The organism is Frankia sp. AgB1.9, from assembly GCF_016786355.1.
GTDB lineage: Bacteria > Actinomycetota > Actinomycetes > Frankiales > Frankiaceae > Pseudofrankia.
On the sequence record NZ_JADWYX010000034.1, the window covers coordinates 21,894 to 40,766 of the forward strand.

The 18,873-nt window shown below is 69.4% G+C and carries 22 protein-coding genes and 5 pseudogenes; 17 read left to right on the plus strand and 10 right to left on the minus strand.

Annotated elements, in window-relative coordinates; all coding sequences use genetic code 11:
* Window positions 1-9: 9 nt before the first annotated feature.
* On the minus strand, window positions 10-243 hold the full coding sequence (locus I6A60_RS15535) for a heavy-metal-associated domain-containing protein (protein ID WP_203023279.1): 234 nt from the start codon (window positions 241-243) through the stop codon (window positions 10-12).
* Window positions 244-342: 99 nt separating this feature from the next.
* On the opposite strand from I6A60_RS15535, the gene I6A60_RS15540 reads away from it, so the two are divergent.
* The 9 genes and pseudogenes from I6A60_RS15540 to I6A60_RS44030 form a co-directional block, all read left to right on the plus strand.
* The gene (locus I6A60_RS15540) at window positions 343-654 is read left to right on the plus strand and encodes a metal-sensitive transcriptional regulator (RefSeq protein ID WP_203023278.1); all 312 of its coding nucleotides are present in this window, start codon (window positions 343-345) and stop codon (window positions 652-654) included.
* Between the two features lie 34 nt (window positions 655-688).
* Complete coding sequence (locus I6A60_RS15545) at window positions 689-1,960, plus strand: permease (protein ID WP_203023277.1); 1,272 nt, start codon at window positions 689-691, stop codon at window positions 1,958-1,960.
* Window positions 1,961-2,064: 104 nt separating this feature from the next.
* Window positions 2,065-2,253: pseudogene (locus I6A60_RS15550) on the plus strand (response regulator transcription factor); the annotation flags it as partial.
* Window positions 2,254-2,693: 440 nt separating this feature from the next.
* Window positions 2,694-3,605 (plus strand): C40 family peptidase, encoded by a 912-nt coding sequence (locus I6A60_RS15555; RefSeq protein WP_203023276.1) that lies wholly within the window; start codon window positions 2,694-2,696, stop codon window positions 3,603-3,605.
* Between the two features lie 86 nt (window positions 3,606-3,691).
* The gene (locus tag I6A60_RS15560; RefSeq protein ID WP_307873698.1) at window positions 3,692-4,174 is read left to right on the plus strand and encodes a hypothetical protein; all 483 of its coding nucleotides are present in this window, start codon (window positions 3,692-3,694) and stop codon (window positions 4,172-4,174) included.
* Between the two features lie 242 nt (window positions 4,175-4,416).
* Window positions 4,417-5,109, plus strand: coding sequence for a DUF305 domain-containing protein (locus I6A60_RS15565; RefSeq protein WP_203023275.1), 693 nt, complete (start codon window positions 4,417-4,419; stop codon window positions 5,107-5,109).
* A 176-nt stretch (window positions 5,110-5,285) separates the two neighbouring features.
* A complete protein-coding gene (locus I6A60_RS15570) occupies window positions 5,286-5,657 on the plus strand; it encodes a BlaI/MecI/CopY family transcriptional regulator (RefSeq protein WP_203023274.1) in 372 nt (123 codons plus the stop codon).
* Between the two features lie 268 nt (window positions 5,658-5,925).
* Window positions 5,926-6,237: pseudogene (locus I6A60_RS44025) on the plus strand (M48 family metalloprotease); the annotation flags it as partial.
* 360 nt (window positions 6,238-6,597) lie between these two features.
* A pseudogene (locus tag I6A60_RS44030) lies at window positions 6,598-6,938 on the plus strand (heavy metal translocating P-type ATPase); the annotation flags it as partial.
* 99 nt (window positions 6,939-7,037) lie between these two features.
* Here I6A60_RS44030 and I6A60_RS15580 read toward each other — a convergent pair.
* From I6A60_RS15580 to I6A60_RS15590, 3 genes are all read right to left on the minus strand, one after another.
* Complete coding sequence (locus tag I6A60_RS15580; protein ID WP_203023293.1) at window positions 7,038-7,349, minus strand: SHOCT domain-containing protein; 312 nt, start codon at window positions 7,347-7,349, stop codon at window positions 7,038-7,040.
* Between the two features lie 314 nt (window positions 7,350-7,663).
* Window positions 7,664-8,587 carry a M56 family metallopeptidase gene (locus tag I6A60_RS15585; protein WP_203023273.1) on the minus strand — a complete coding sequence of 308 codons (924 nt, stop codon included), beginning with the start codon at window positions 8,585-8,587 and terminating at the stop codon, window positions 7,664-7,666.
* Window positions 8,584-9,057, minus strand: coding sequence for a BlaI/MecI/CopY family transcriptional regulator (locus tag I6A60_RS15590; protein ID WP_203023272.1), 474 nt, complete (start codon window positions 9,055-9,057; stop codon window positions 8,584-8,586). The genes I6A60_RS15585 and I6A60_RS15590 overlap by 4 nt, the downstream gene beginning before the upstream one ends.
* Window positions 9,058-9,223: 166 nt before the next feature.
* Here I6A60_RS15590 and I6A60_RS15595 point away from each other — a divergent pair, with 166 nt between their 5' ends.
* From I6A60_RS15595 to I6A60_RS15605, 3 genes are read left to right on the plus strand one after another with little or no spacing between them, the layout of a single operon-like run.
* Window positions 9,224-10,207: an ABC transporter ATP-binding protein gene (locus I6A60_RS15595; RefSeq protein WP_203023271.1), complete on the plus strand. Its 984-nt coding sequence runs from the start codon at window positions 9,224-9,226 to the stop codon at window positions 10,205-10,207.
* Window positions 10,204-11,067 (plus strand): ABC transporter permease, encoded by an 864-nt coding sequence (locus tag I6A60_RS15600; protein WP_203023270.1) that lies wholly within the window; start codon window positions 10,204-10,206, stop codon window positions 11,065-11,067. Before I6A60_RS15595 ends, I6A60_RS15600 begins: the two co-directional genes overlap by 4 nt.
* A 3-nt stretch (window positions 11,068-11,070) precedes the next feature.
* The gene (locus I6A60_RS15605) at window positions 11,071-11,535 is read left to right on the plus strand and encodes a hypothetical protein (protein WP_203023269.1); all 465 of its coding nucleotides are present in this window, start codon (window positions 11,071-11,073) and stop codon (window positions 11,533-11,535) included.
* Window positions 11,536-11,803: 268 nt separating this feature from the next.
* Here the strand turns inward: I6A60_RS15605 and I6A60_RS41645 are convergent.
* A pseudogene (locus tag I6A60_RS41645) lies at window positions 11,804-12,084 on the minus strand (hypothetical protein); the annotation flags it as partial.
* A gap of 434 nt (window positions 12,085-12,518) precedes the next feature.
* On the opposite strand from I6A60_RS41645, the gene I6A60_RS15610 reads away from it, so the two are divergent.
* The 3 genes from I6A60_RS15610 to I6A60_RS15620 all read left to right on the plus strand — a co-directional run bounded on the left by I6A60_RS15610 (window position 12,519) and on the right by I6A60_RS15620 (window position 13,982).
* Window positions 12,519-13,151 carry a lipopolysaccharide assembly protein LapB gene (locus tag I6A60_RS15610; RefSeq protein WP_203023268.1) on the plus strand — a complete coding sequence of 211 codons (633 nt, stop codon included), beginning with the start codon at window positions 12,519-12,521 and terminating at the stop codon, window positions 13,149-13,151.
* Window positions 13,152-13,320: 169 nt separating this feature from the next.
* Window positions 13,321-13,560, plus strand: coding sequence for a type II toxin-antitoxin system Phd/YefM family antitoxin (locus I6A60_RS15615; RefSeq protein WP_238435512.1), 240 nt, complete (start codon window positions 13,321-13,323; stop codon window positions 13,558-13,560).
* Window positions 13,557-13,982, plus strand: coding sequence for a type II toxin-antitoxin system VapC family toxin (locus tag I6A60_RS15620; RefSeq protein ID WP_203023267.1), 426 nt, complete (start codon window positions 13,557-13,559; stop codon window positions 13,980-13,982). The genes I6A60_RS15615 and I6A60_RS15620 overlap by 4 nt, the downstream gene beginning before the upstream one ends.
* A gap of 212 nt (window positions 13,983-14,194) precedes the next feature.
* Here I6A60_RS15620 and I6A60_RS15625 read toward each other — a convergent pair whose 3' ends face one another.
* From I6A60_RS15625 to I6A60_RS15635, 3 genes are all read right to left on the minus strand, one after another.
* Complete coding sequence (locus I6A60_RS15625; RefSeq protein ID WP_238435513.1) at window positions 14,195-14,665, minus strand: hypothetical protein; 471 nt, start codon at window positions 14,663-14,665, stop codon at window positions 14,195-14,197.
* A 388-nt stretch (window positions 14,666-15,053) separates the two neighbouring features.
* Complete coding sequence (locus I6A60_RS15630; RefSeq protein WP_203023265.1) at window positions 15,054-15,200, minus strand: hypothetical protein; 147 nt, start codon at window positions 15,198-15,200, stop codon at window positions 15,054-15,056.
* Window positions 15,201-15,216: 16 nt separating this feature from the next.
* Window positions 15,217-15,489 carry a hypothetical protein gene (locus I6A60_RS15635; RefSeq protein WP_203023264.1) on the minus strand — a complete coding sequence of 91 codons (273 nt, stop codon included), beginning with the start codon at window positions 15,487-15,489 and terminating at the stop codon, window positions 15,217-15,219.
* A 42-nt stretch (window positions 15,490-15,531) separates the two neighbouring features.
* On the opposite strand from I6A60_RS15635, the pseudogene I6A60_RS44035 reads away from it, so the two are divergent.
* Window positions 15,532-15,902: pseudogene (locus I6A60_RS44035) on the plus strand (DUF5615 family PIN-like protein).
* A gap of 65 nt (window positions 15,903-15,967) precedes the next feature.
* On the opposite strand, the gene I6A60_RS15645 reads toward I6A60_RS44035, so the two are convergent.
* On the minus strand, window positions 15,968-16,828 hold the full coding sequence (locus tag I6A60_RS15645; RefSeq protein WP_203023263.1) for a hypothetical protein: 861 nt from the start codon (window positions 16,826-16,828) through the stop codon (window positions 15,968-15,970).
* A 527-nt stretch (window positions 16,829-17,355) separates the two neighbouring features.
* On the opposite strand from I6A60_RS15645, the gene I6A60_RS15650 reads away from it, so the two are divergent.
* A complete protein-coding gene (locus tag I6A60_RS15650) occupies window positions 17,356-17,841 on the plus strand; it encodes a hypothetical protein (protein ID WP_203023262.1) in 486 nt (161 codons plus the stop codon).
* Between the two features lie 235 nt (window positions 17,842-18,076).
* On the opposite strand, the gene I6A60_RS15655 is transcribed toward I6A60_RS15650, so the two are convergent.
* A complete protein-coding gene (locus tag I6A60_RS15655) occupies window positions 18,077-18,724 on the minus strand; it encodes a TetR family transcriptional regulator (RefSeq protein WP_203023261.1) in 648 nt (215 codons plus the stop codon).
* Window positions 18,725-18,873 lie beyond the last annotated feature (149 nt).

Below are 18,873 nucleotides of genomic sequence, written 5' to 3' on the forward strand. Positions count from 1 at the left end.
GAGCCATCGTCACAGCACTGCCCCCGAAACCTCGTAGCCAGCCGCAGCTACCGCTGCACGTACCGCGTCGTCGTCGAAGCTGTCACCGGAGACGGTCATCCGGCCGGACGCCAGATCGACCTCCACGGCGCCGACGCCGGACACCTCCCCGACCTCCTCGCGCACCGAGGCCACGCAGTGGCCGCAGGTCATGCCCCGCACTGTGTAGTCGCGGGTCTGACCGGCCTCGCTCGGCACCGTCATCCTGATCTCCTTCATACCTGGTGGGGGTATCTGTGGAGCGAAGGTACCATACGGGGGGAGGGTATAGTCGGGCCTCGACTGCCGATGAGGAGAACTGCGATGTCGACCAGCGAGACCGCCCCAGCCAGCACCCCGGCGCGGGGCTACAGCGCCACGAAAGAGGGGCTGCTGGCGCGGCTGAAGCGGATCGAGGGGCAGGTCCGCGGCGTGCTGGGCATGGTCGCCGACGATCGCTACTGCATCGACGTGCTGACCCAGATCAGCGCCATTCAGGCCGCTCTCGACAAGGTCGCCCTCGGCCTGCTCGACGATCACGCTCGCCACTGCGTGATGGGCGCCGATGGTGCCGACCGGGTCGACAAGACCGACGAGCTCATGGCCTCCGTCGCACGGCTGATGCGACGCGGCTGACAGCGGCCAGCCCGACCCGCGGAGGCGGCAACTGATGGCTCTTCTAGCCGCACTCGGTCACGCGCTAGAGCTGGCGTTCGCGATGACGTGGGAGATCACCTGGGCGCTTGTCCTCGGGTTCTTCCTGTCCGCCGCGGTCCAGGCCCTGGTCCGTCGACAGACCATCACCGGCCTGCTCGGCGACGACCGGCCCAGGACCCTGACCGTCGCGGCTGGGCTGGGCGCGGCGTCGTCGTCGTGCTCCTACGCGGCGGTGGCCCTGGCGCGCTCGCTGTTTCGCAAGGGCGCGAACTTCACCGCCGCGATGGCCTTCGAGATCGCCTCGACGAACCTGGTGATCGAGCTGGGCATCATCCTGGCGCTGCTGCTCGGCTGGCAGTTCACCCTCGGCGAGTTCGTCGGCGGCCCGATCATGATCGTCGCCCTGGCGGCGTTGTTCCGTCTGTTCCTCCGGCCGGCGCTGGTCGCCCAGGCCCGCCGGCAGGCGGACCGCGGGCTGGCCGGGTCGATGGAGGGCCACGCCGCGATGGACATGAGCGTCCAGGAGCAGGGCTCGTTCTGGCGGCGGCTCTCGTCGCCCGGGGGACGCACCGCGGTCAGCCACATCTTCGTCATGGAATGGGCGGCGGTGCTGCGAGACATCGTGATCGGCCTGCTCATCGCCGGCGCGATCGGCGCCTGGGTGCCCGACAGCTTCTGGCAGCACTTCTTCCTGACCGACCATCCGCTGCTGGCCAAGATCTGGGGCCCGCTCGTCGGCCCGCTCGTCGCGGTCGTCAGCTTCGTCTGCTCGATCGGCAATGTGCCATTGGCCGCGGTGCTGTGGAACGGCGGGATCAGCTTCGGCGGGGTCGCGAGCTTCATCTTCGCTGACCTGCTGATCCTCCCGATCCTGACGATCTACCGGAGGTACTACGGCGTCCGCATGACGGCATTCCTGGCCGTCACCTTCTACGCCTCCATGGTCATCGCGGGCTACCTCGTCGAGATCCTCTTCGGCGTCGCCGGTCTCATCCCGTCGGGACGTCACGCGAGGGTCGAGATGGCGCACCTGTCGTGGAACTACACGACGTTCCTCAACATCGCGTTCCTGGCGCTCGCCGCCGCCCTCGTCGTGCGTTTCGTGCGTACCGGCGGGACGGCCATGCTCGCGATGATGGGCGGCGGCCCCAACGACATGGCCGGCCACGATCACGACGCGCAGCACAAGGGTCACGAGAGCGGTGGGCACCAGGCCGGCCCGGCGGCGCACGAGAGCAGTGCCGACAATCCCGACGCCGGTGACGAAGACCGCGCTGGGCGGTAGGCGCCGACGGAACGGCCCGGTGGTGGCCGCGCCCGCTCTACAGGTCAGTCCCAGTCCTTCCCGGGCGCCGATCGTCTCCACCCGGTGGGTGAGCGCCGTCTTGCGAGCGCGAGGTCCTCGACCTGATGGCCCGCGGCCTGTCCAACCGCGAGATCGCGCGACAGCCGGTCGTCGAGGAGTCCACCGTCCGCACTCACGCCAAGCGGGTCCTGGCCGAGCACGGCCTCCGCGACCGCATCCAGGCCGTGACCTTCGTCTACGAGAACGGCCTCGACGAGCCCGGCAAGACCTGACGACCGATCATCACCGCACTGTTATCTACTACGCGCGACCGTAAGGGCGGCGCCCGCCAACGTCGGTACCGCGAAATGGACCACCTCTATCTACTACACGCCATAGTGGTTTAAGGTGACCTGGCACGCGACGCTGGACCCCGTCAGTCCCGCCCCCAAGTCCAGCGTCTCCAACCATCGCGGCCAGGCGGGACCGCCGTGCCAGCGCTGGGCTGGCCTCGCGGCGCTCGGCGGCTTCGGCTCCCGGAAGAGCCGACGCCGACCCGGCGGGCGAGCTGGGCGGCGGGCTCACGGAAGGAAGCGCGTTGCCTGCTCTCCACAGAGATCAGCTGCCGGTCGACACGGCGTGGCCCAGGCGGGGCCAGTCGCCCCGGCGCCCGTCAGCCGACGGCGTACGCCCGACCGCGAGCTGGCGGCCACGCTTCACGGGACGACGGCAGGTGGCCACGGTTGTCGCCCTGGCCACGAGCAGCCTCGCGGTGTCGACCGCGGGCTTCGCCGCGACGACCTCGACCGCCGGCGCCGGGAGCGACAGCAGCCCGGCCGACGCCGGCACGGTCACCCAGGCGTCGACCTTCGCAGGTGCCGCAACCCCGGTCTCGACGCACCCGGCCGCCTCGCTCGCCGAGGCGCTCGCCAACCCGACGCCCGACTTCACCAGCACCACGATCGAGGCCGCCAAGTCCACCATCAGCCCGAACGCCGAGGCGCGGTTCACCATTACCGTCCGCGACGCGTTGTCGGGCAGGCCGGTCGTGGATGAGGACGTGAACGTCGTCGTCGTGACTGGAACGCGCTGGACGACGAGCGCGACGCTGCGGACCGACGAGCATGGGGCCGCGCAGATCGGCGCACGGCTGCTCTCGACGACCACGGTGACCGCCGTCTTCGACGGCTCGGTCGCGCTGCGCCCCTCGGTGGCGAACGCCACCACCGTCACCGTGACCAGCTCCACCATCGCGGGAAGCGCAAGCGGCAATGTGTCGGCGATCCCGGGGAGCACCATCGGGGCCAGAGCGGTCTATCTGGCGTCGTTGCAGAAGGGCAAGCCGTACGTCTGGGGTGCCACCGGTCCGTACGCGTTCGATTGTTCCGGCTTCTCGCAGTACATCTTCAAACAGCTCGGCCGCTACCTGCCCCGGACCGCCCAGCAGCAGTTCAACGCGACCTTGCGGGTGCCCCAGTCCGCCAAGCAGCCGGGTGACCTGATCTTCTTCGGGACGCCGAACAACATTTATCACATGGGTATCTACGCCGGTAACGGCTACATGTGGGCGGCCCCCCAGACCGGCGACGTGGTCAAGCTGGAGCCGATCTACACCAGCCGGTACTACGTCGGCCGAGTGCTCTAGATCCGCATGAGTGACATCCCGGCGTATCTGCAGACGGGACGGGCGCGACGGTCCGCGCGCGACCGCGAATCTGGAAGGATGACGCCGTGACCAGCCCAGCCAGCCGCCGTCGCGGCCTGGCCGCTCCCCATGGCGGGGTCGGCGGTCTGGTGCTGGTCAGTGCGGTCCTGCTCGGCATCCTGCTGATGCACGGCGGGCTGGGCATCCACACCGGTGCCGGCATGATGATGAAACCGGCATCCGGGGCGCCGGGATCACGTGGCGCCGTGGGCATGGCTAGGCCAGCAGCGATGCCGGAGCAGGGCATGGCGCGACTGCCAGCCTTCCCGACGGGCCTGCCTGCGGCACTGAGGGCCTTTGCGGGCTGTGACGGTCACGTCGGCGAGATGTGCCTGGGCGTACTGCGTTCCCTGGCGCTGCTCGCAGGCCTGACGGTCCTTCTGCTCTCTACCGTCAGGCGGTGCGGCGAAGCGACGGGGAGACCTTCTGCGGTCGGCCACAACCCGCCTTCGCACCCGCCGCGAGCGAACGCGCCGTTACTGTCCTCTCTCTGCGTGCTCCGTCTGTAAACCGACGCGCACGCCCGCGCCAAAGCCCCCCGACGCGTTGCCCTTACACGGTCCCCGGACCTCCGGGATCCGTTCGGACTCAGCGACGCCTCCCGGCTGACGTGCCCTCAAACTGGCGCCTCGCACATTCCGCATGACCAGATTCCTGGCGCTCACGCCGGGCGGCTGGCGCCGTATACGCGCGGGCGACGACGCGTCCCGTCCGGCCAACGGACACCCAGACGACCTCTTGCGAGGAATTCATGAAACGACTCGTTCTCCTGTTCGGCGGCGTGCTGGCCGCCGTCGTGCTCGCCGCCTGCGGCGGCACCTCGACCGGCAACACCGCCAACGCCGCCACGACCACCATGGGCAGCGGGACCGCCGGCGCGGACCACAACGCCGCCGATGTGACCTTCACGCAGGACATGATCGCCCACCACGAGCAGGCCATCGAGATGGCCGACCTCGCTGACACCCGGGCGTCCTCACCGGCTGTGAAGACGCTGGCACACAAGATCCGCGAAGCCCAGGCCCCGGAGATCACCACGATGACCGGCTGGCTGACCAGCTGGGGCGAACCGACCGCCGCGCCCAGCCACAGCGGCGGCATGAACATGCCCCACAGCGGTATGCCATCCATGCCCATGACGCCCATGCCCTCGATGCCCATGGCTTCGATGCCCATGGCCACCTCGGCCGCGTCGATCGGTGGCATGTCGATGGGCGGGATGATGAGCGACGAAGACCTGGCCAAGCTGCGCGACGCCGCGGGCCGTGACTTCGACCGGATGTTCCTCACCATGATGATCCAGCACCATCGGGGCGCGATCACCATGGCGACCACCGAGCAGCGCGACGGCCGCTACGGCCCGGCCAAGCAGCTGGCCACCTCGATCGCCACCAGCCAGACCGCCGAGATCGCCACCATGCAGACGCTCCTCCAGAAGAACTGACCGCGTCGCCCAGGCGGTGGGCCTTCTCGGCAGAGCGGCCCGCCGCCTGGGCGCATCTTTCCTCGCAGATCGACCTACTATGGAAAATAGTAAAAACGGTCGGTAGTGAGCGCGGACCTGGCGGCCTCGGGCCGGGGATTTCGTCAGGTGCACCCGGGCGGTGGCATGGAGGTGGGATGGAGCTGCTCGGCGATCTGGAGGCCGAGGTGATGGACCGGATGTGGGCACGGATCGAGCCCGCCACCGTGCGCGACATCCTCGGGGAACTGCAGCCGGTCCGCCCACTCGCGTACACCACCGTCATGACCGTGATGGACCGGCTCTTTCAGAAGGGCTGGCTGACCCGCGAACGCGCCGGCCGGGGGTACGCCTACACCACGACCCTCTCGCGCAGCGAATACACGGCCCGGCAGCTGAGCGAGGTGCTCTCCACCACCGACAACCGCGGTATGGCGCTCCTGCACTTCGTCCGGGCGATGGACACCGCCGAGGCCGAAGCGCTCAGCGACGCACTGCGCTGGCGAGCGCAGGAAAAGGGCACCCGCTGACGTGGTGACCCCCCTGCTCCTGGGCTACCTGCTCACCATGCTGTTCCTCACGCCGCGGCTACTGCGGGGCGCCTCCTGGACGCGCCGGGCACCCCGGCTCGGCATCGGCCTGTGGCTCGCAGCCTGCCTGTCCACCATCGCGGCTTTCTGCCTCGCCGGCGTCGTGCTGGTCCTACCGGTGACGACCGTCGGCCACGCGATCATCTCGCTGGTCCTGACGTGCGCGATCTCCCTGCACCATGTGTCCCGAACCGCGGCCTCGCTGGCGATGGACGCGGCCGGAGCCAGCGCGCTGGCGGCCGTCGCCGCCCGCCTGCTGTACGCGACAGCCACCGTCGCGCTACCCAGACGGCGGCTGCGCCGACAACACGCCACCACGCTGCGCCTGCTCGGCCGCCACCATCCCAGCCACGACGGTGTCCTCGTCGTTGCGCACCCTGTCCCAGCGGTCTACTGCCTACCCGCCCGAGGCCGGCTCGTCGTCGTCTCCGAAGGCGCCCTGTCGCTGCTCGACCCACCGCTGCTCGACGCTGTCATCGCCCACGAGCACGCCCACCTGCGCGGACACCACTACCTCATCACCACCGTCAGCGCAGTTCTCGCCCGAGCCTTCCCGAGACTGCCACTGTTCACCGCGGCAGAAGACGAGATCCACCGCCTGGTCGAGATGGCCGCCGACGACAGTGCCGCCCGCCGCTCCACGCCGGACACTGTCGCCCGCGCACTACTCGACCTGGTCGCCGGCCAGCCACCCGCGCCCCTGCTCGCGATGGCCGGCGTCGGCACGGCCGAACGAGTGCGCCGCCTGCTCACTCCGCACCCACCGCTCGGCCCCGCCGGCCGTTACCTCGCCGCCGCCGGCGCCATCACCCTCCTGTTCCTACCCATCGCTCTACCGACCGTCCCCGCATTCGTCGACCACACCGCCCACTGCCCGACATCGCTCGCCGCCGCCCACGCTGGCATCGCAATGGGCCGCGCCGGCTCCGACCTCGCCCTGGAGACAGCTGACGCGGTCATCGTCCGCGACGAACTCACCGCGATCCCCGCCGCCTAGTCGCACAGAACCTGCTGATCGCCGCCCTGTTCATCACCGGACTCGTCATCTGGGACCTGACCGGCACCTTGCCGCTGCCGGTGGGCGTCGCCGGACACGAAGGCTCCACCGTCATCGTCGGCCTCAACGGGCTACGCCTGCTGGCGGACTCCGCCTGGCGGCCCGCCCTACCGAGAACGGCCGGTGAGCCCGCCGAGCGAGGTTCAGCTCGCCATCCCGCGTAAGCGGGAGGCACGTCCGACCCGCAGAGGGGCTGACTGGCACGCCGATCACGCCCCTGGATGGTGGGCCGTGCCGCAACCGGTCAGCGCCTCAGTTGGCCGTCAGTGTTTGACAAGCTGGTCGGCTGTCTCGCGGAGGGTGGCGAGGCGGTCGCGGTACTCCTTCTCGTCGATCTCACCCCGGGCGAAGCGATCGGCGAGTACCTGCTCGGGCGACGGGCGGACAGGCCCATCGGTGGCTGAAGGCGCGGCGGGTGGCCGCATCTCGGAACGACCCCGATCGCCGGCGTTGGTCAGCGCACGTACCACCAGTACCGCCCCGACGATGAGCACGGCCCAGAACACCAACATGCCCAAAGACATGGCGAGCCAGCCCCAGCCCCCCATGCCATGGCCATAGTGCCAGTACATCATCACGGTCACCTCCCGAGGCGAGCGGACGGACGGCCGAATTGGGGCCCGTTCCGCACTCCCTCCTTTCAGGATGCGGCGACTCGCGCTGGAGCGCAGGTGCTGGACGGGCCGAGGCCACCGGGTCAACCCGCTCGCTGCCGCCTGCCCATCGGGACAGATAGACCCTGGAGGGTCACCTGCGGCTTCCAGCCCAGCCACTCCCGACGACGACTAGAGGAGCATTCCATGCGCGTGGGCGACCATGCATGCCTCCCACGCTGATGTTGCAGTACGCGGGCTGGCTGGCCGGAAGGATGGGCGGTATCGGACGCGCGTCAGCGCTGGCGGGCGTATTCGGTGCGGGCGTGTTCGAAGCGGCGTTCGGTGCGGTGTTCGGTGTCGATGGCGGCGAGGACCGTTACCACGATCAGGGCGGTGACCCCCGCGGCGAGGATGCGGCGAGGCGGCGGCGCTGGCTGGAGAAGTGCGCGAGTGCGGTGGCCGACTTCGGTGTCGACGGCGGCGAGGACGCCGTGGCCGCGGGCGGCGGCGGCGCGGGCGAGGCCAGCGCGGGCGAGGGCGCGGGCGGCGACGGTTCGGTCGCCGGTGCCGGTGGCGGCGTCTTCGTCGGCCCAGCGTTCGGCGGCGAGGCGCACGGCGCGGGCTGGTCCACGCAGCAGAGGGTTCGCCGTGGCGGCGAGGTCGGCGAGCTGGGTGAAAAGGTGGTGGCGGTGGCGCAGGTGCGAGTCCTCGTGGGCGAGCAGGACGCGTCGCTCGTCGGCGGGTAGGGCGCGCAGCATGGCGGTCGAGACGACGATGCGCCCGGTGAGGCCGGGCAGCGTGTAGGCGTCGGGGTGCTCGTCGTCGATGACGATGAGGCCAGTGGGAGCCGGTCCGAGCCGCCGGCAGGCCCGCTCGGCGCCGGCGAGGTCACGCCCGATGCCGACCGCCTGCCAGAGCGCCGCGGCCAGCAGGAAGACCATCGCCGCCGCGGGCAGGAGGCCGGCGCTCGCCGGTAGCGGGTCGCCGCCACGGACGACGCCGGCCGACCAGTGCCCCACGGCGACGAACGCGGGCAGCCGTGCCAGCAGCACGAACCCGGCGACGGCGAGCACGAAGCCCATCGCCAGCGCGGTGGTCAGGCAGGCGATGGTCAGCAGCCAGGCTGCGCTCGCGGGGGGCAGCCGCCGGCCGGCCCGCGGCCCGAATCCCGCGAGCAGCACGCTGGAGACGAACGGCACGAGCGCGACGAGGGTCATGGCGAGGTCTCCGCGGACTCGGAACCGAGGACGGTAGTTCCGGCGGTGGGGGTGCCGACGCTGTCGGCGTCGTTGCTCGTGACGTGGTCGTTCGGGCCGGCTTGGGCGCGCAGCAGCTCGGCGAGCAGACGTTCATCGTCGGGGCCGAGGTCAGCGACGAACCGGGCGAGCGCTTCGGCGCGGTTGGTGCCGCGGTCCAGGACGCGCGCCATCTGGCGGGCGGTGAGCGTCGCGTCGAGCGTGTCCGGCGCGACCGCGAGCGCGTAGGTGAACGAACGGCCGGCGGGCGTCCGGACGAGCGCTCCTTTCTCCTGCAGCCGGGCGAGCGTGGTCATCACCGTGGTGTAGGCCAAGGGCCGGCCGAGCGCCGCCAGCGCCTCGGCCGGGGTCAACGGCCGGCCAGCCGCCGCGAGCGCGGCGAACAGCTCCCGCTCCAGCGCTCCCGACCCGCGGTGAGCTTGCCCCGACACTCTCGACGCCACCTCCTACTATCAAGCCGATAGTAGTACCGCGCCTCCCATACGCCCACGGCTTCACGTACCGCCACGTCCAGCCGGCCGGGCGTCCTTGCGTTCTCACAGGAACCCTCGTCTACTATTCGCCCAATAGTAGATCGAGGCTGGGGTGGGAGGGCCTATGGCAGCGACGCCGGCGGTGGAGGCGACGGGCCTGGTCAAGCGGTTCGGCGGCCTGGCGGCTGTGGATCATGTGGACCTGCGGGTCGAGGTCGGGGAGGTCTATGGGCTCCTCGGCCCGAACGGCGCCGGGAAGACGACGTTCCTGCGGATGCTGTTCGGGTTGATCCGGCCGGATGCCGGCCGGCTGCGGCTGTTCGGCCGCGGCTGGGCGGACGACGGGCCGGCGGCGTTGGAAGGGGTCGCGGGGTTCATCGAGAGCCCGCGCTTCTACCCGTACCTGTCTGGTCGTCGCAATCTGGAGCTGTTGGCCGGGCTCGACGGCGCCGGCGCGGGTCCTGAGGCGGTCGACCGGGTGCTCGACGTCGTGGATCTGGCTGGGCGGGCGGGTGACAAGGTCGGTGGCTACTCGTTCGGGATGCGTCAGCGGCTCGGTGTCGGCGCGTCGCTGCTGCGCGACCCGCGCCTGCTCGTGCTCGACGAGCCGGCGAACGGGCTGGACCCGGCGGGTATCCGTGACATGCGCGCGCTGGTGAAGCGCCTGGCCGGTAGCGGGCTGACGGTGCTGCTGAGTAGCCACAACATGGACGAGGTCGAGGAGATCTGCGACAACGTCACGATCATGCGGACCGGTCGGGTCGCGTTCCACGGCTCGATCGACACGCTGCGCTCCCAGGCGCCAGACCCGGCCCACCGCCTCGTGACCTCCGACGACGAGCGGGCGTTCGCCCTGGCCGCGGCACATCGCGACGTCACCGTGACCCGCCGGCCGGACGGGGCGCTCGCGCTGCGCGCCCAGCTCGACGGCACCGACGCCTACCTGATCGCCCTCGGACAGGCCGGCGTCGCCGTGCGCGCGCTCGCGTTGGAGGTGGCACCGCTGGAGTCGCTGTTCTTCATGCTCACCGACCCCGACCACACCGGCCCGGCTGCGCCGCTCCCCGCGGTGCCGGCACCAGCCCATCCGATCGGAGCGCGCTCATGACCGCCACCGTCACGGCCGACGCCCCCACCAGGGCTGCCGAGGCCCGTGGGCGGGTCTGGGCCGCCTACCGCTGGGAGGCCGCGAAGCTGGTCGCGCAGGCCCGCACCCGCGCGACCCTCACGATCTGCCTGGTCGCGCCGTTCGTATTCGTCGTCCTGCTCGACCAGCAAAGCCAGGTACCCAAGGACACGCTGTTCGGCCGATGGATCCATGCCAGCGGTTTCGCCACCCCGCTGTTCATCCTCGGCTTCGCCAGCCAGTGGGTATTCCCGCTGCTGACGAGCATCGTCGCCGGCGACATCTTCTCCAGCGAGGACCAGTACGGCACCTGGAAGACAATCCTGACCCGCTCCCATAGCCGGACGCAGATCTTCCTCGCGAAGACCCTCGCCGCTGCCACGTTCGCGGTGCTCGTCATCGTCGTCCTCGGGCTCGCGACCCTGGCCGCCGGCTTGCTGCTGGTCGGGCACCAGCCGCTGGAAGGGCTGTCCGGGACCGTGCTGCCCTCAGGTCGCGCCGCCGACCTGGTCCTGGCGGCCTGGGCCACCACGCTGCCACCGCTCCTCGGCTTCACCGCGCTCGGGATCATGCTGTCGGTCCTGAGCCGCAACAGCGCCGTCGGTATCGCCGGACCGCTCGTGATCGGGCTGGTCATGCAGGTCTACACCTTCCTCAACGGCCCCGACGGCGTGCGCCACCTGCTGCTCGTCACGCCGTTCGACGCCTGGCACGGCCTCGCCCGAGACCACCCCTACTACGGGCCGCTGTGGCAGGGCGCGCTCGTCAGCGCCGGCTACGTCGTCGTCTGCCTGACCGTCGCCCACCTCGTGCTGCGTCGCCGCGACATCACCGGAGGCTGACCCATGCGACCCCGAACCCGACCCCGCGCTGCCCGCGCGGCCCTCGTCGCGCTCGGCGCAGCCGGCGCGCTCGCCGGGCTCCTCGGCGGCTGCTCCACGGACGTGACCACACCCCGCGTCGAGCGCGCGCTCGGCCCGACGTTCGCCAACCTCTATGTCCAGCAGCAGACCCTGCTCGGCCACCCGGGCCTGACAGCAGCCGCCGTCGCACCACGCACCACCTGCTCGCGGACCAACCCCGCCGCCCACAACAAGGGCGCCGGCAGCGACTGGATCTGCCAGGTCACCTGGACCGACATCCACCGCAAGGCCACGACCGGAAAGTTCGAACTGACCATCCACCCGAACGGCTGCTACGAAGCCGGCGGACCCACCAAAGTCATCGGCCCGATCACGATCCGCGCCGCCAACGGCATGAACGTCACCAACCCGGTCTTCGATTTCGACGGCTGCTTCGACACCACCTGAACAACCCTCGTGATCCGGCCGGGCGGGCGTGAACCAGCCGGATCGCGGCCGTCGGCACGATGACGTCCTGGAAGCCGCGCTCCAGCAGCCGGTCGCCGAGGACCGAGGCGCCGGCGCCGACATCCACGATCGGATCGCTCGGCGCTGGTCCCGCGGTTGCGACCAGGTCAAGCGAGCAGGCCGGCTCGGGAACCAGCTGACGTCGCTCACCGCCGATCGGCCGTAGACGCCGTCCCAATGCGCGCGCCGCTTCAGCGGCTCAGGATGGGAGACTCGGGTCAATTTCCGCCCAGCCGATAAGGAGCAGTGGTCCGACGGCGTCGAAGGCTGCTTGCCGTAGCGGCCGGCGATCAGGGGTTCCGCGATGTTCAAGGCGAGCGTTACCGTGCTCGCGAAGAGGAGGAGCCTTCGCGCCGAGCGCAGCACTTCCACCGAGCCACCGTTCACAGCGAGCTGCCGGCTGCCGAGTAGCAGACCGACGACCGACAGGTCGACCGCGGGCGCGACGAGCGGCGCCACCCATATCGGCACGCCGAGCCGTAGCCCGAGCGGTCACTGGGCATCGTCCCTGGTCAGGGCGCGGGTAGCGACCGGTCGGACGGCAATTTCAGGACCAGCAACCAAGATCAAACGGTTCGGATGCTGGTACACATGGTCCACGCTCACTTCTGATGTTTCCGCAGGTCAGCACGTCTGATATGGATCAGTTCGTCGGCCGGAGACCGGCTCGGGCGGCCGGTTGGCAGCCAGTCTCCGTCGGTGGCTTCGAGGCTTGCACGTGCCGCCATCAGGCAGGATGCGGTGCGTCTCTGGACAGCGCCTGTACGGCGGGGGACTCGCAAGTTGCGGCCCAACGGACCGATGTGGGTCAGAGCCGGCGGGCCTTGATCGTTTCCGGTGGTCGCGGCGACAACCGGGCTCTTAGGCCTGGGTCGTTGTGGCCGCTCTGTCCGGGTTCTGTCCTGGCCTGGGACGATGCGGGTGTGGATCGAGACTGGTTCCGGGGTGCGGAGTGGGATGACTCGGCGCAGGCGGCCTTCGAGACGCGGTTGGCGCGTGCTCGCGAGTACAGTCGGCCGCAGTACCTTCGGATCAAGGCCGTGTGCCTGCGTAGGGCCGGCAACGCCGAAGCGGCTCGCGCGTTGTTCGAGCGGGTCGCCGACTTTCCCGGCGGGTCCCTGGGCGAGAAGGCGAGCGCTTGGGAGGAACTGGCCGAGCTTGCTGTCGAGCGCGGCGAGCGGGAGCTGGCCGAGCGGCTGTACCGGCGCGTTCAAGCGGAGCAGCCATCGTCGTCTGGAACGACAGGAACTATTGAGATCGCTTTGGCTGAACTCCTGCTCGACAAGGGTTTCGAGGAAGCCGCAGACGAGGCGTTCGCACTTTTGAGTTCGTGGATCGATCGCGCCGGGCTTAAATTCGACAACCATCTGTTCCGGTGGCATCTAAACCTTATTCGCTACGCGCAGATGGTCGGCAACGAGGAGACCGTTCGCCGGGCAGCGGCGACCGCGGTCACGTTGGCGACCCGTGGCCCGCGACTGCCGAGACACCCCACGGTTGGACTCGTCCACACCGACGAGGCCACGTTGGAACGACTTCGTGCGCTGGCCGGATAGCTCCCGACCATCGCTCTCGGTCGGAGTCTCGTGGCGTTCGTATTAGCCTCCTCTGCCCCACAGGCTGAGCTGACGCGGTCGGTCGGTGGACGCGATCGCCACGTACCACCGAGTGGGGTAACCCCGCAGCGGGTAGTGTAGGTACGTACCTACCGGGGAGGTGGTCGCGATGACGATGGTCTCGTCGCGAGAGTTCAACCGGGACGTGAGCGCGGTCAAGCGCGCCGCCGCCAGCGGTCCCGTGATCATCACAGATCACGGACGACCGTCACATGTGCTGCTCTCGTTCGCCGAGTATCAGCGGCTCACTGGAACCGCGGGCAGCCTGGGAGACGCGTTCGTCCTGGAAGAGGAGATCGACTTCGAGCCTGTGCGTCCGCAGGACTCCCTGCGCGAGGTCGACCTGTGAACTTCCTGCTCGACACCAACATCATCTCCGAGCTCCGCAAGCCCGCGAAACGTCGAGATGACCGATTCAACGCCTGGTCCGATTCCCTGTCGCCCTCGGACACCTATCTCTCCGTCATCACCCTGCTGGAGCTGCGGGCTGGCATCGAGAACAAGCGACGGCACGACGCCAGACAAGCCGCGGTCCTGGACTCGTGGCTCGATCAGAACGTCCTCCCGGCATATGTGGGGCGCCTGCTCGACGTCGACCAAGCCGTCGCCGACTCGGCAGCACGTCTTCACGTGCCCGACCGGCGCCCGGCCCACGACGCACTCATCGCCGCCACCGCCCACGTCCACGGCCTTACGCTGGTCACCCGCAACGAGTCCGACTTCGCGCCGATGCAGGTCCCACTCGTCAACCCCTGGACCGACCGCCCATAGGCAGAGACACCAAGCCGGGCGGCACAGAACCTCGGCGCACGACCACGCGCGCTCGCGTCCTCAGAAACCGCGGTCGATCACAAAAAGGACCGCCTGAAGACCTTCCGACGGGTCAGGTTGACCGCTCGGATGCGCGACGTGATGCCCGAGACCAGCCACCCGCACGGATGCGGCAGCCCGTGTGTCGTGTGATCGTGGTCAGTTCCATGCGGTCATCCGACGTCCGATCCCCATCCGTCCAGCGGCGAGCCTGTGCGAGCGACGGCGGCGATGAGCTCAGGAGAGCCGGTGCTGTCGGCCCAGTCCCGCAGCGTCCGGACGGCTTGGGCGAATGCGGTCTGAAGGTCGACCAACGGGACCCGGACGTCCACACCGATGACGGGGTTGTCCTCGTCGTGGTCGTCGAGTCCCACGACCCGGACGACCTGAACAGAGCCATCCTCCGCAGTATCAGGCAGTAGCTTGACGAAGTAGGAGCCATCGAAGAAGTAGAAGTCCCATTCCTCTTCCTCGCCCGAGCGGATGCTGTCGATGGCGGTGCCCATCGAACCGATGACCGAGAGCGGCTCGTCTGTCCAGCCATGACAGGGGAAGGCCGTGTTCCCCGCCTGGAGCCAGACTCTGCCGCCGACGAAGAGCGGCGAGATCCGGTCGAGCGTGAGGGAGTCACGGTCGACCATCATGCGAAGCGCCACCGATCGACCCTTTCACGTCCCAACCCGATCAGCATGCGTGCCTGCTGCGGCGGCCGACGTCACGGTCAGGGACTGCCGACACCGAGCAGTCCAGCCCGGCGAACAGCCCGGATTCAGGACCCCCGCTCGTCCTGGTCGCCGTCGCCGGCCGCGACCTTGAGGATTTGACGGGCCTGCTGTGCCGTCAGCGCCTGGATTTCGTCGCGCTGCACCGACGGCGCGCGCCCGCCGCACCATTATCTCCGTCTACCCCTGCTCTGGATCAGCTGGCGTCGGCCGCGGCGGGCGCGGCATCGCCCCCGGTGGCGCCCGCGACAGCTGTTGTCTGGCCGGTTACCCATGGCGCCGTAGGCTGGCCAGATTCGCGACTGCCGGCTCACTGGTTGTCCATCTGCTGGACGACGCGGGCGGTCGCCGACGTGATCAGCGCGGCGTCCGTCTCGCGGTTCGCCGTGACGAAGATGAGCTGAGTCTCCACCCGGCCGGTGTCGACAAAGACGATGTGCAGATTGACCTCGACCATGACCCCTTGGCTCTCGCTACGGCCGGTGTAGGCCACATGTCACAGTCGTGCCGTGTGTCGGCTGCCCGAGGCAGCCGGTCAGGCGCTGATCCCGCAGCTCCTTGACGTGACCGGCGCGTTGCTCAGGGGTCACGATCTCCACTTGCGAATTGACGCTGGTGACGGCCTGGCCTGACTGCTGGATCAGACGAGGCCCGCTTGCGACGGCCGACGGAGTGCCGACGGTATTGCCCATGCAGGAATCGATCTTCAGGAAGAGGGACGCGTTCGGGCCCGTCGGATCGACCACTCGAGCGCCAGCTCCCGCTCGTCATCCCTGCCTGACCCCGGCATGCGTTTCCTGCTCGACAACAACCTGTCCGACAGCCTGGCCGAAGGTCTACGCCAAGCTGGCCACGATGTCCTGCATGTACGAGACGTCGCCCTCGGCGCAACGGACGACAACACCGTTCTCTCCTTGCGCGAGAAGAAGACCGGACTCCGATCTCCGCTGACACCGACTTCGGCGGCATCTTGGCGCAGAGCGGCGCGGGCGGCCCGTCAGTCATCCTGTTCCGTCGTGACGGGGGACGACGTCCCGCGGAACAGCTGCGCCTCCTGCTGGCCAACCTCGACCAACTCGCCGATGCGCTCAAGATCGGGAGCATGGTTGTACTCACCGACCGTCTGGTTCGCATCCGGCAGCGGCCGCTGATCCCCTGACGTGACAGCCAAACCGACAGCCGAGCAGGGCTGCCGATACGTGGAGAAACCACCCGGCGCTGAGGTCAGAGCGTGGCGTAGCGGATCGTCTTGGCCTCGAACAGCAGCGGATCCAGCGGGGTGCGGCCGAGGACACCTCCGGTGCCTGTGTTCCACAGCGAGAGAACCTCGATCTGGGAGATGTTCGCGGGGTTCGGCGTGGCGACGACGACGACGTGATCGATGTTCGCGGCGGTCGACTGAATCATGATGATGTTCCCGCGAGGTATCTGGTTGGGCACGTTGAAACCAGACTGGGCATGCCTGTTGATCTGCTGTACGCCGTGGGTCGTGAACAGCGTGAACACACCGTTGAGCAGGTTGCCGGCGTAGGCCGTTTGCAGCTGAGCGACGGTGTAGATCTGGACGCTCGCGGCCGCGAGCAGCACGACCTCCCAGCAGATCATCCTGGTGTTGGCGCCTGGTGGGTTGGCGAGCGGGCCGGGATTGCCGAGCCAGGTGCGGAAGTCGCTCACCACGCCGAGCTTGCTCTGCGCGTTCTGTTCGGGCTCGCCCTGCCAGGTGAAGTTTCCCTGGCGCTGGTCGAGCCAGGCGACGAGGTGTTCGGCCGGGGTCTGTGGGGCGGGCGGGGCTGGCCGCGCCGTGTGTGCCAGCCCGAGCGCGCCCTCGGCGGTGCCCACCGCGGCCGCGACGACGGCCGGCGTGATCCGCGGATTCTGGTTGATTGCCGCGATCGCCCTCGTGATGAAGGCTTCCGACACGGCGGGGTTGTTGTGTTGGTGCTGCGGATACCGCGCTGCGAACTCTTCCAGGAAGAAACGCGTGTGGAGACGATCGAGGGTCTTCTGCCGATCCCGCACGTCAATCAGGGGGAGCGCGACTCCCTCCAGAAGAAGGCTGATCATCTCGTTGACGTTGATGGGCACTTCCGACCTCCGTCATCTGACGCTCTGGGAGGTCGCGCACGCGGGCACGCCATGGCTGCGATCGTCCCCGGGCCGTGCGCCGCGCGGGCGGGGGCCGCCCCGCCCGCCCCCGGCCCCGGGCCCCGCCCCCCCCCCCCCCCCGCCGGGGGCGGGGGGCCCCCCCCCCCCCCACGACCGGGAACCTGCGCCGATCCCCCTGATCAACATGGCGACCCTCTGGGCGGTAGAGGCGAACCCGCTGCCACCGCCTGCCAGATCGCCGTCGGCGACGATAGCAGCGTTCACGGACCTGTCGGCGAGGAACGGGAACGCCGACGGCCGAACCCCACCACCGGCTCGCGCGAGCATTCATCGAACTCGCCCTCTGAGCGCCGCGGGCTCGGGCGCGTGTGAGACCTAGCCGAGAGGGTGGCCTGGCTGAAGCTGGGCTGTGCCCTCAGCGGGCCTGATAGGTCCCTTGAACGCCGGGAGGCTGGGCCCCGCTGAGGGCTTCGGCGGGTGGGATAGTGCCAACGAGGACCCGAGCGGTGACGGGAGCGGGGCTGGTGGCCGACTACACGATCGCGAACCCGACGGATTGGGCGGCGCTTCGGCCAGAGGTGATCGTGGACCCGCTCATCTATCGGCTCGGCGAGCTCTTCCTCCAGGGCGGGCAGGGGGATTGGATCTGGGAACACGTGTCCCGGGACCTCGGCGGGCTCGTCTCGTTCTTCGACCTCCTCGTGTTGCACGACCGCCTGCCTGCGTTCAACTACGCGGTGACCTTTCCCGGTGGCTTCGACAGCGGAGACCCGGTGTTCGATGTGGTGAACCGGCGGGTCCCGATCATCGACCAGGTCGAGGTCACCTTCGCGGCGTACACGGCCTCGAAGTCAGCCGCGCTCGACGTTCTGCGGGAGCGGACGGATCACGGGAATGGCGAGCTTCTCCCATCGCCGGACTATTCGGACCGCTCGGCGCCGCGCTGGGAGCGCTGGCGGGCTTCGGAGCCGAGGAGATCCTCCGCCAGGTAGGCGAACGGATCTGGGGCCTCGTCTTCGCCCAGTTGCCCTTTGTCAGCTCCCGAAAGCTGCTTACCCGTGCCGTCCGCGCGGACTGGGAAACGCATGCCACCCTCGACCGCACCCTGCGCACAGTCTGGGAGACCCCAGCGGGGTCCTGATGCGTCCAGGTCGTGGTTGGACGTCGCCCGACGCCGCCGGTCGTCGCCGAGGCCGCGAGGTGTGACCGCGCCGGTTCAAGCGCCGTTCAGTCGATGTCCGGGGCGGGATTCGTGTCTTTTCCTGCGGCCCCGAGGGTCGGGTGGGCGTTCATTCCGTTCTCGAGTACTTCGAGGCCCTCGGAGATCGCGCGCGACAGGTCGCCGCCGTTTAGGAACCAGTTCGTCTGGGCCGCCTGGATGACGCCGCCCGCCGCTCCGGCCAGAATCGTGGGGAGCAGAGCGTCGGCGGGCAAGTCCAGCCGGGAGCGGAGGAAGTCCGCAACCACCCGGTGCGTGTTGAGCTGGATCCCGCCGAGCACTCCGCGCACGAGAGATGGAGTGGCCGCGATGACCGCTATCCAGCGCCTGAGCAGGTCGGCGTCCTGGGCGCGGAACTCTTCCGTCAGCGCGACGCGCAACGAGCGCAGCGGGGGCTCGTCGGCGGGACGGGCCGCGAGCCGGGCCTGGAGCGACTTGCTGCGCCGCTCGATGCTCAGCTGCAGGACGTCTTCCTTCGACGGGAAGTAGCGATAGAAGGTCCGAACCGAGATCCGCGCCCCCACGGCGATCTCTTCGACCGTAGTCTCGTGGAACCCGCGTTGCTCGAAGAGTCTGAGCGCGACGTCCTCCAGCTCGGAACTCATCATCTCGGAGCGTTTCTCGCTCAGCCGCAGCGCGAGCGAATCGGATGCCACCGCCTGCCTCCCGTCACCTCCCGCGCATGGCTCGCCGCGTGCTCGCGAGCCGCGACGGCGCCGGAAGCCGGTCCAAGTTACCTGACAGGGGAGACCAGCCGACGCGCTCCTCGATTGATCACGCGGACGGGTCGCCGGCTGTCAGGGTC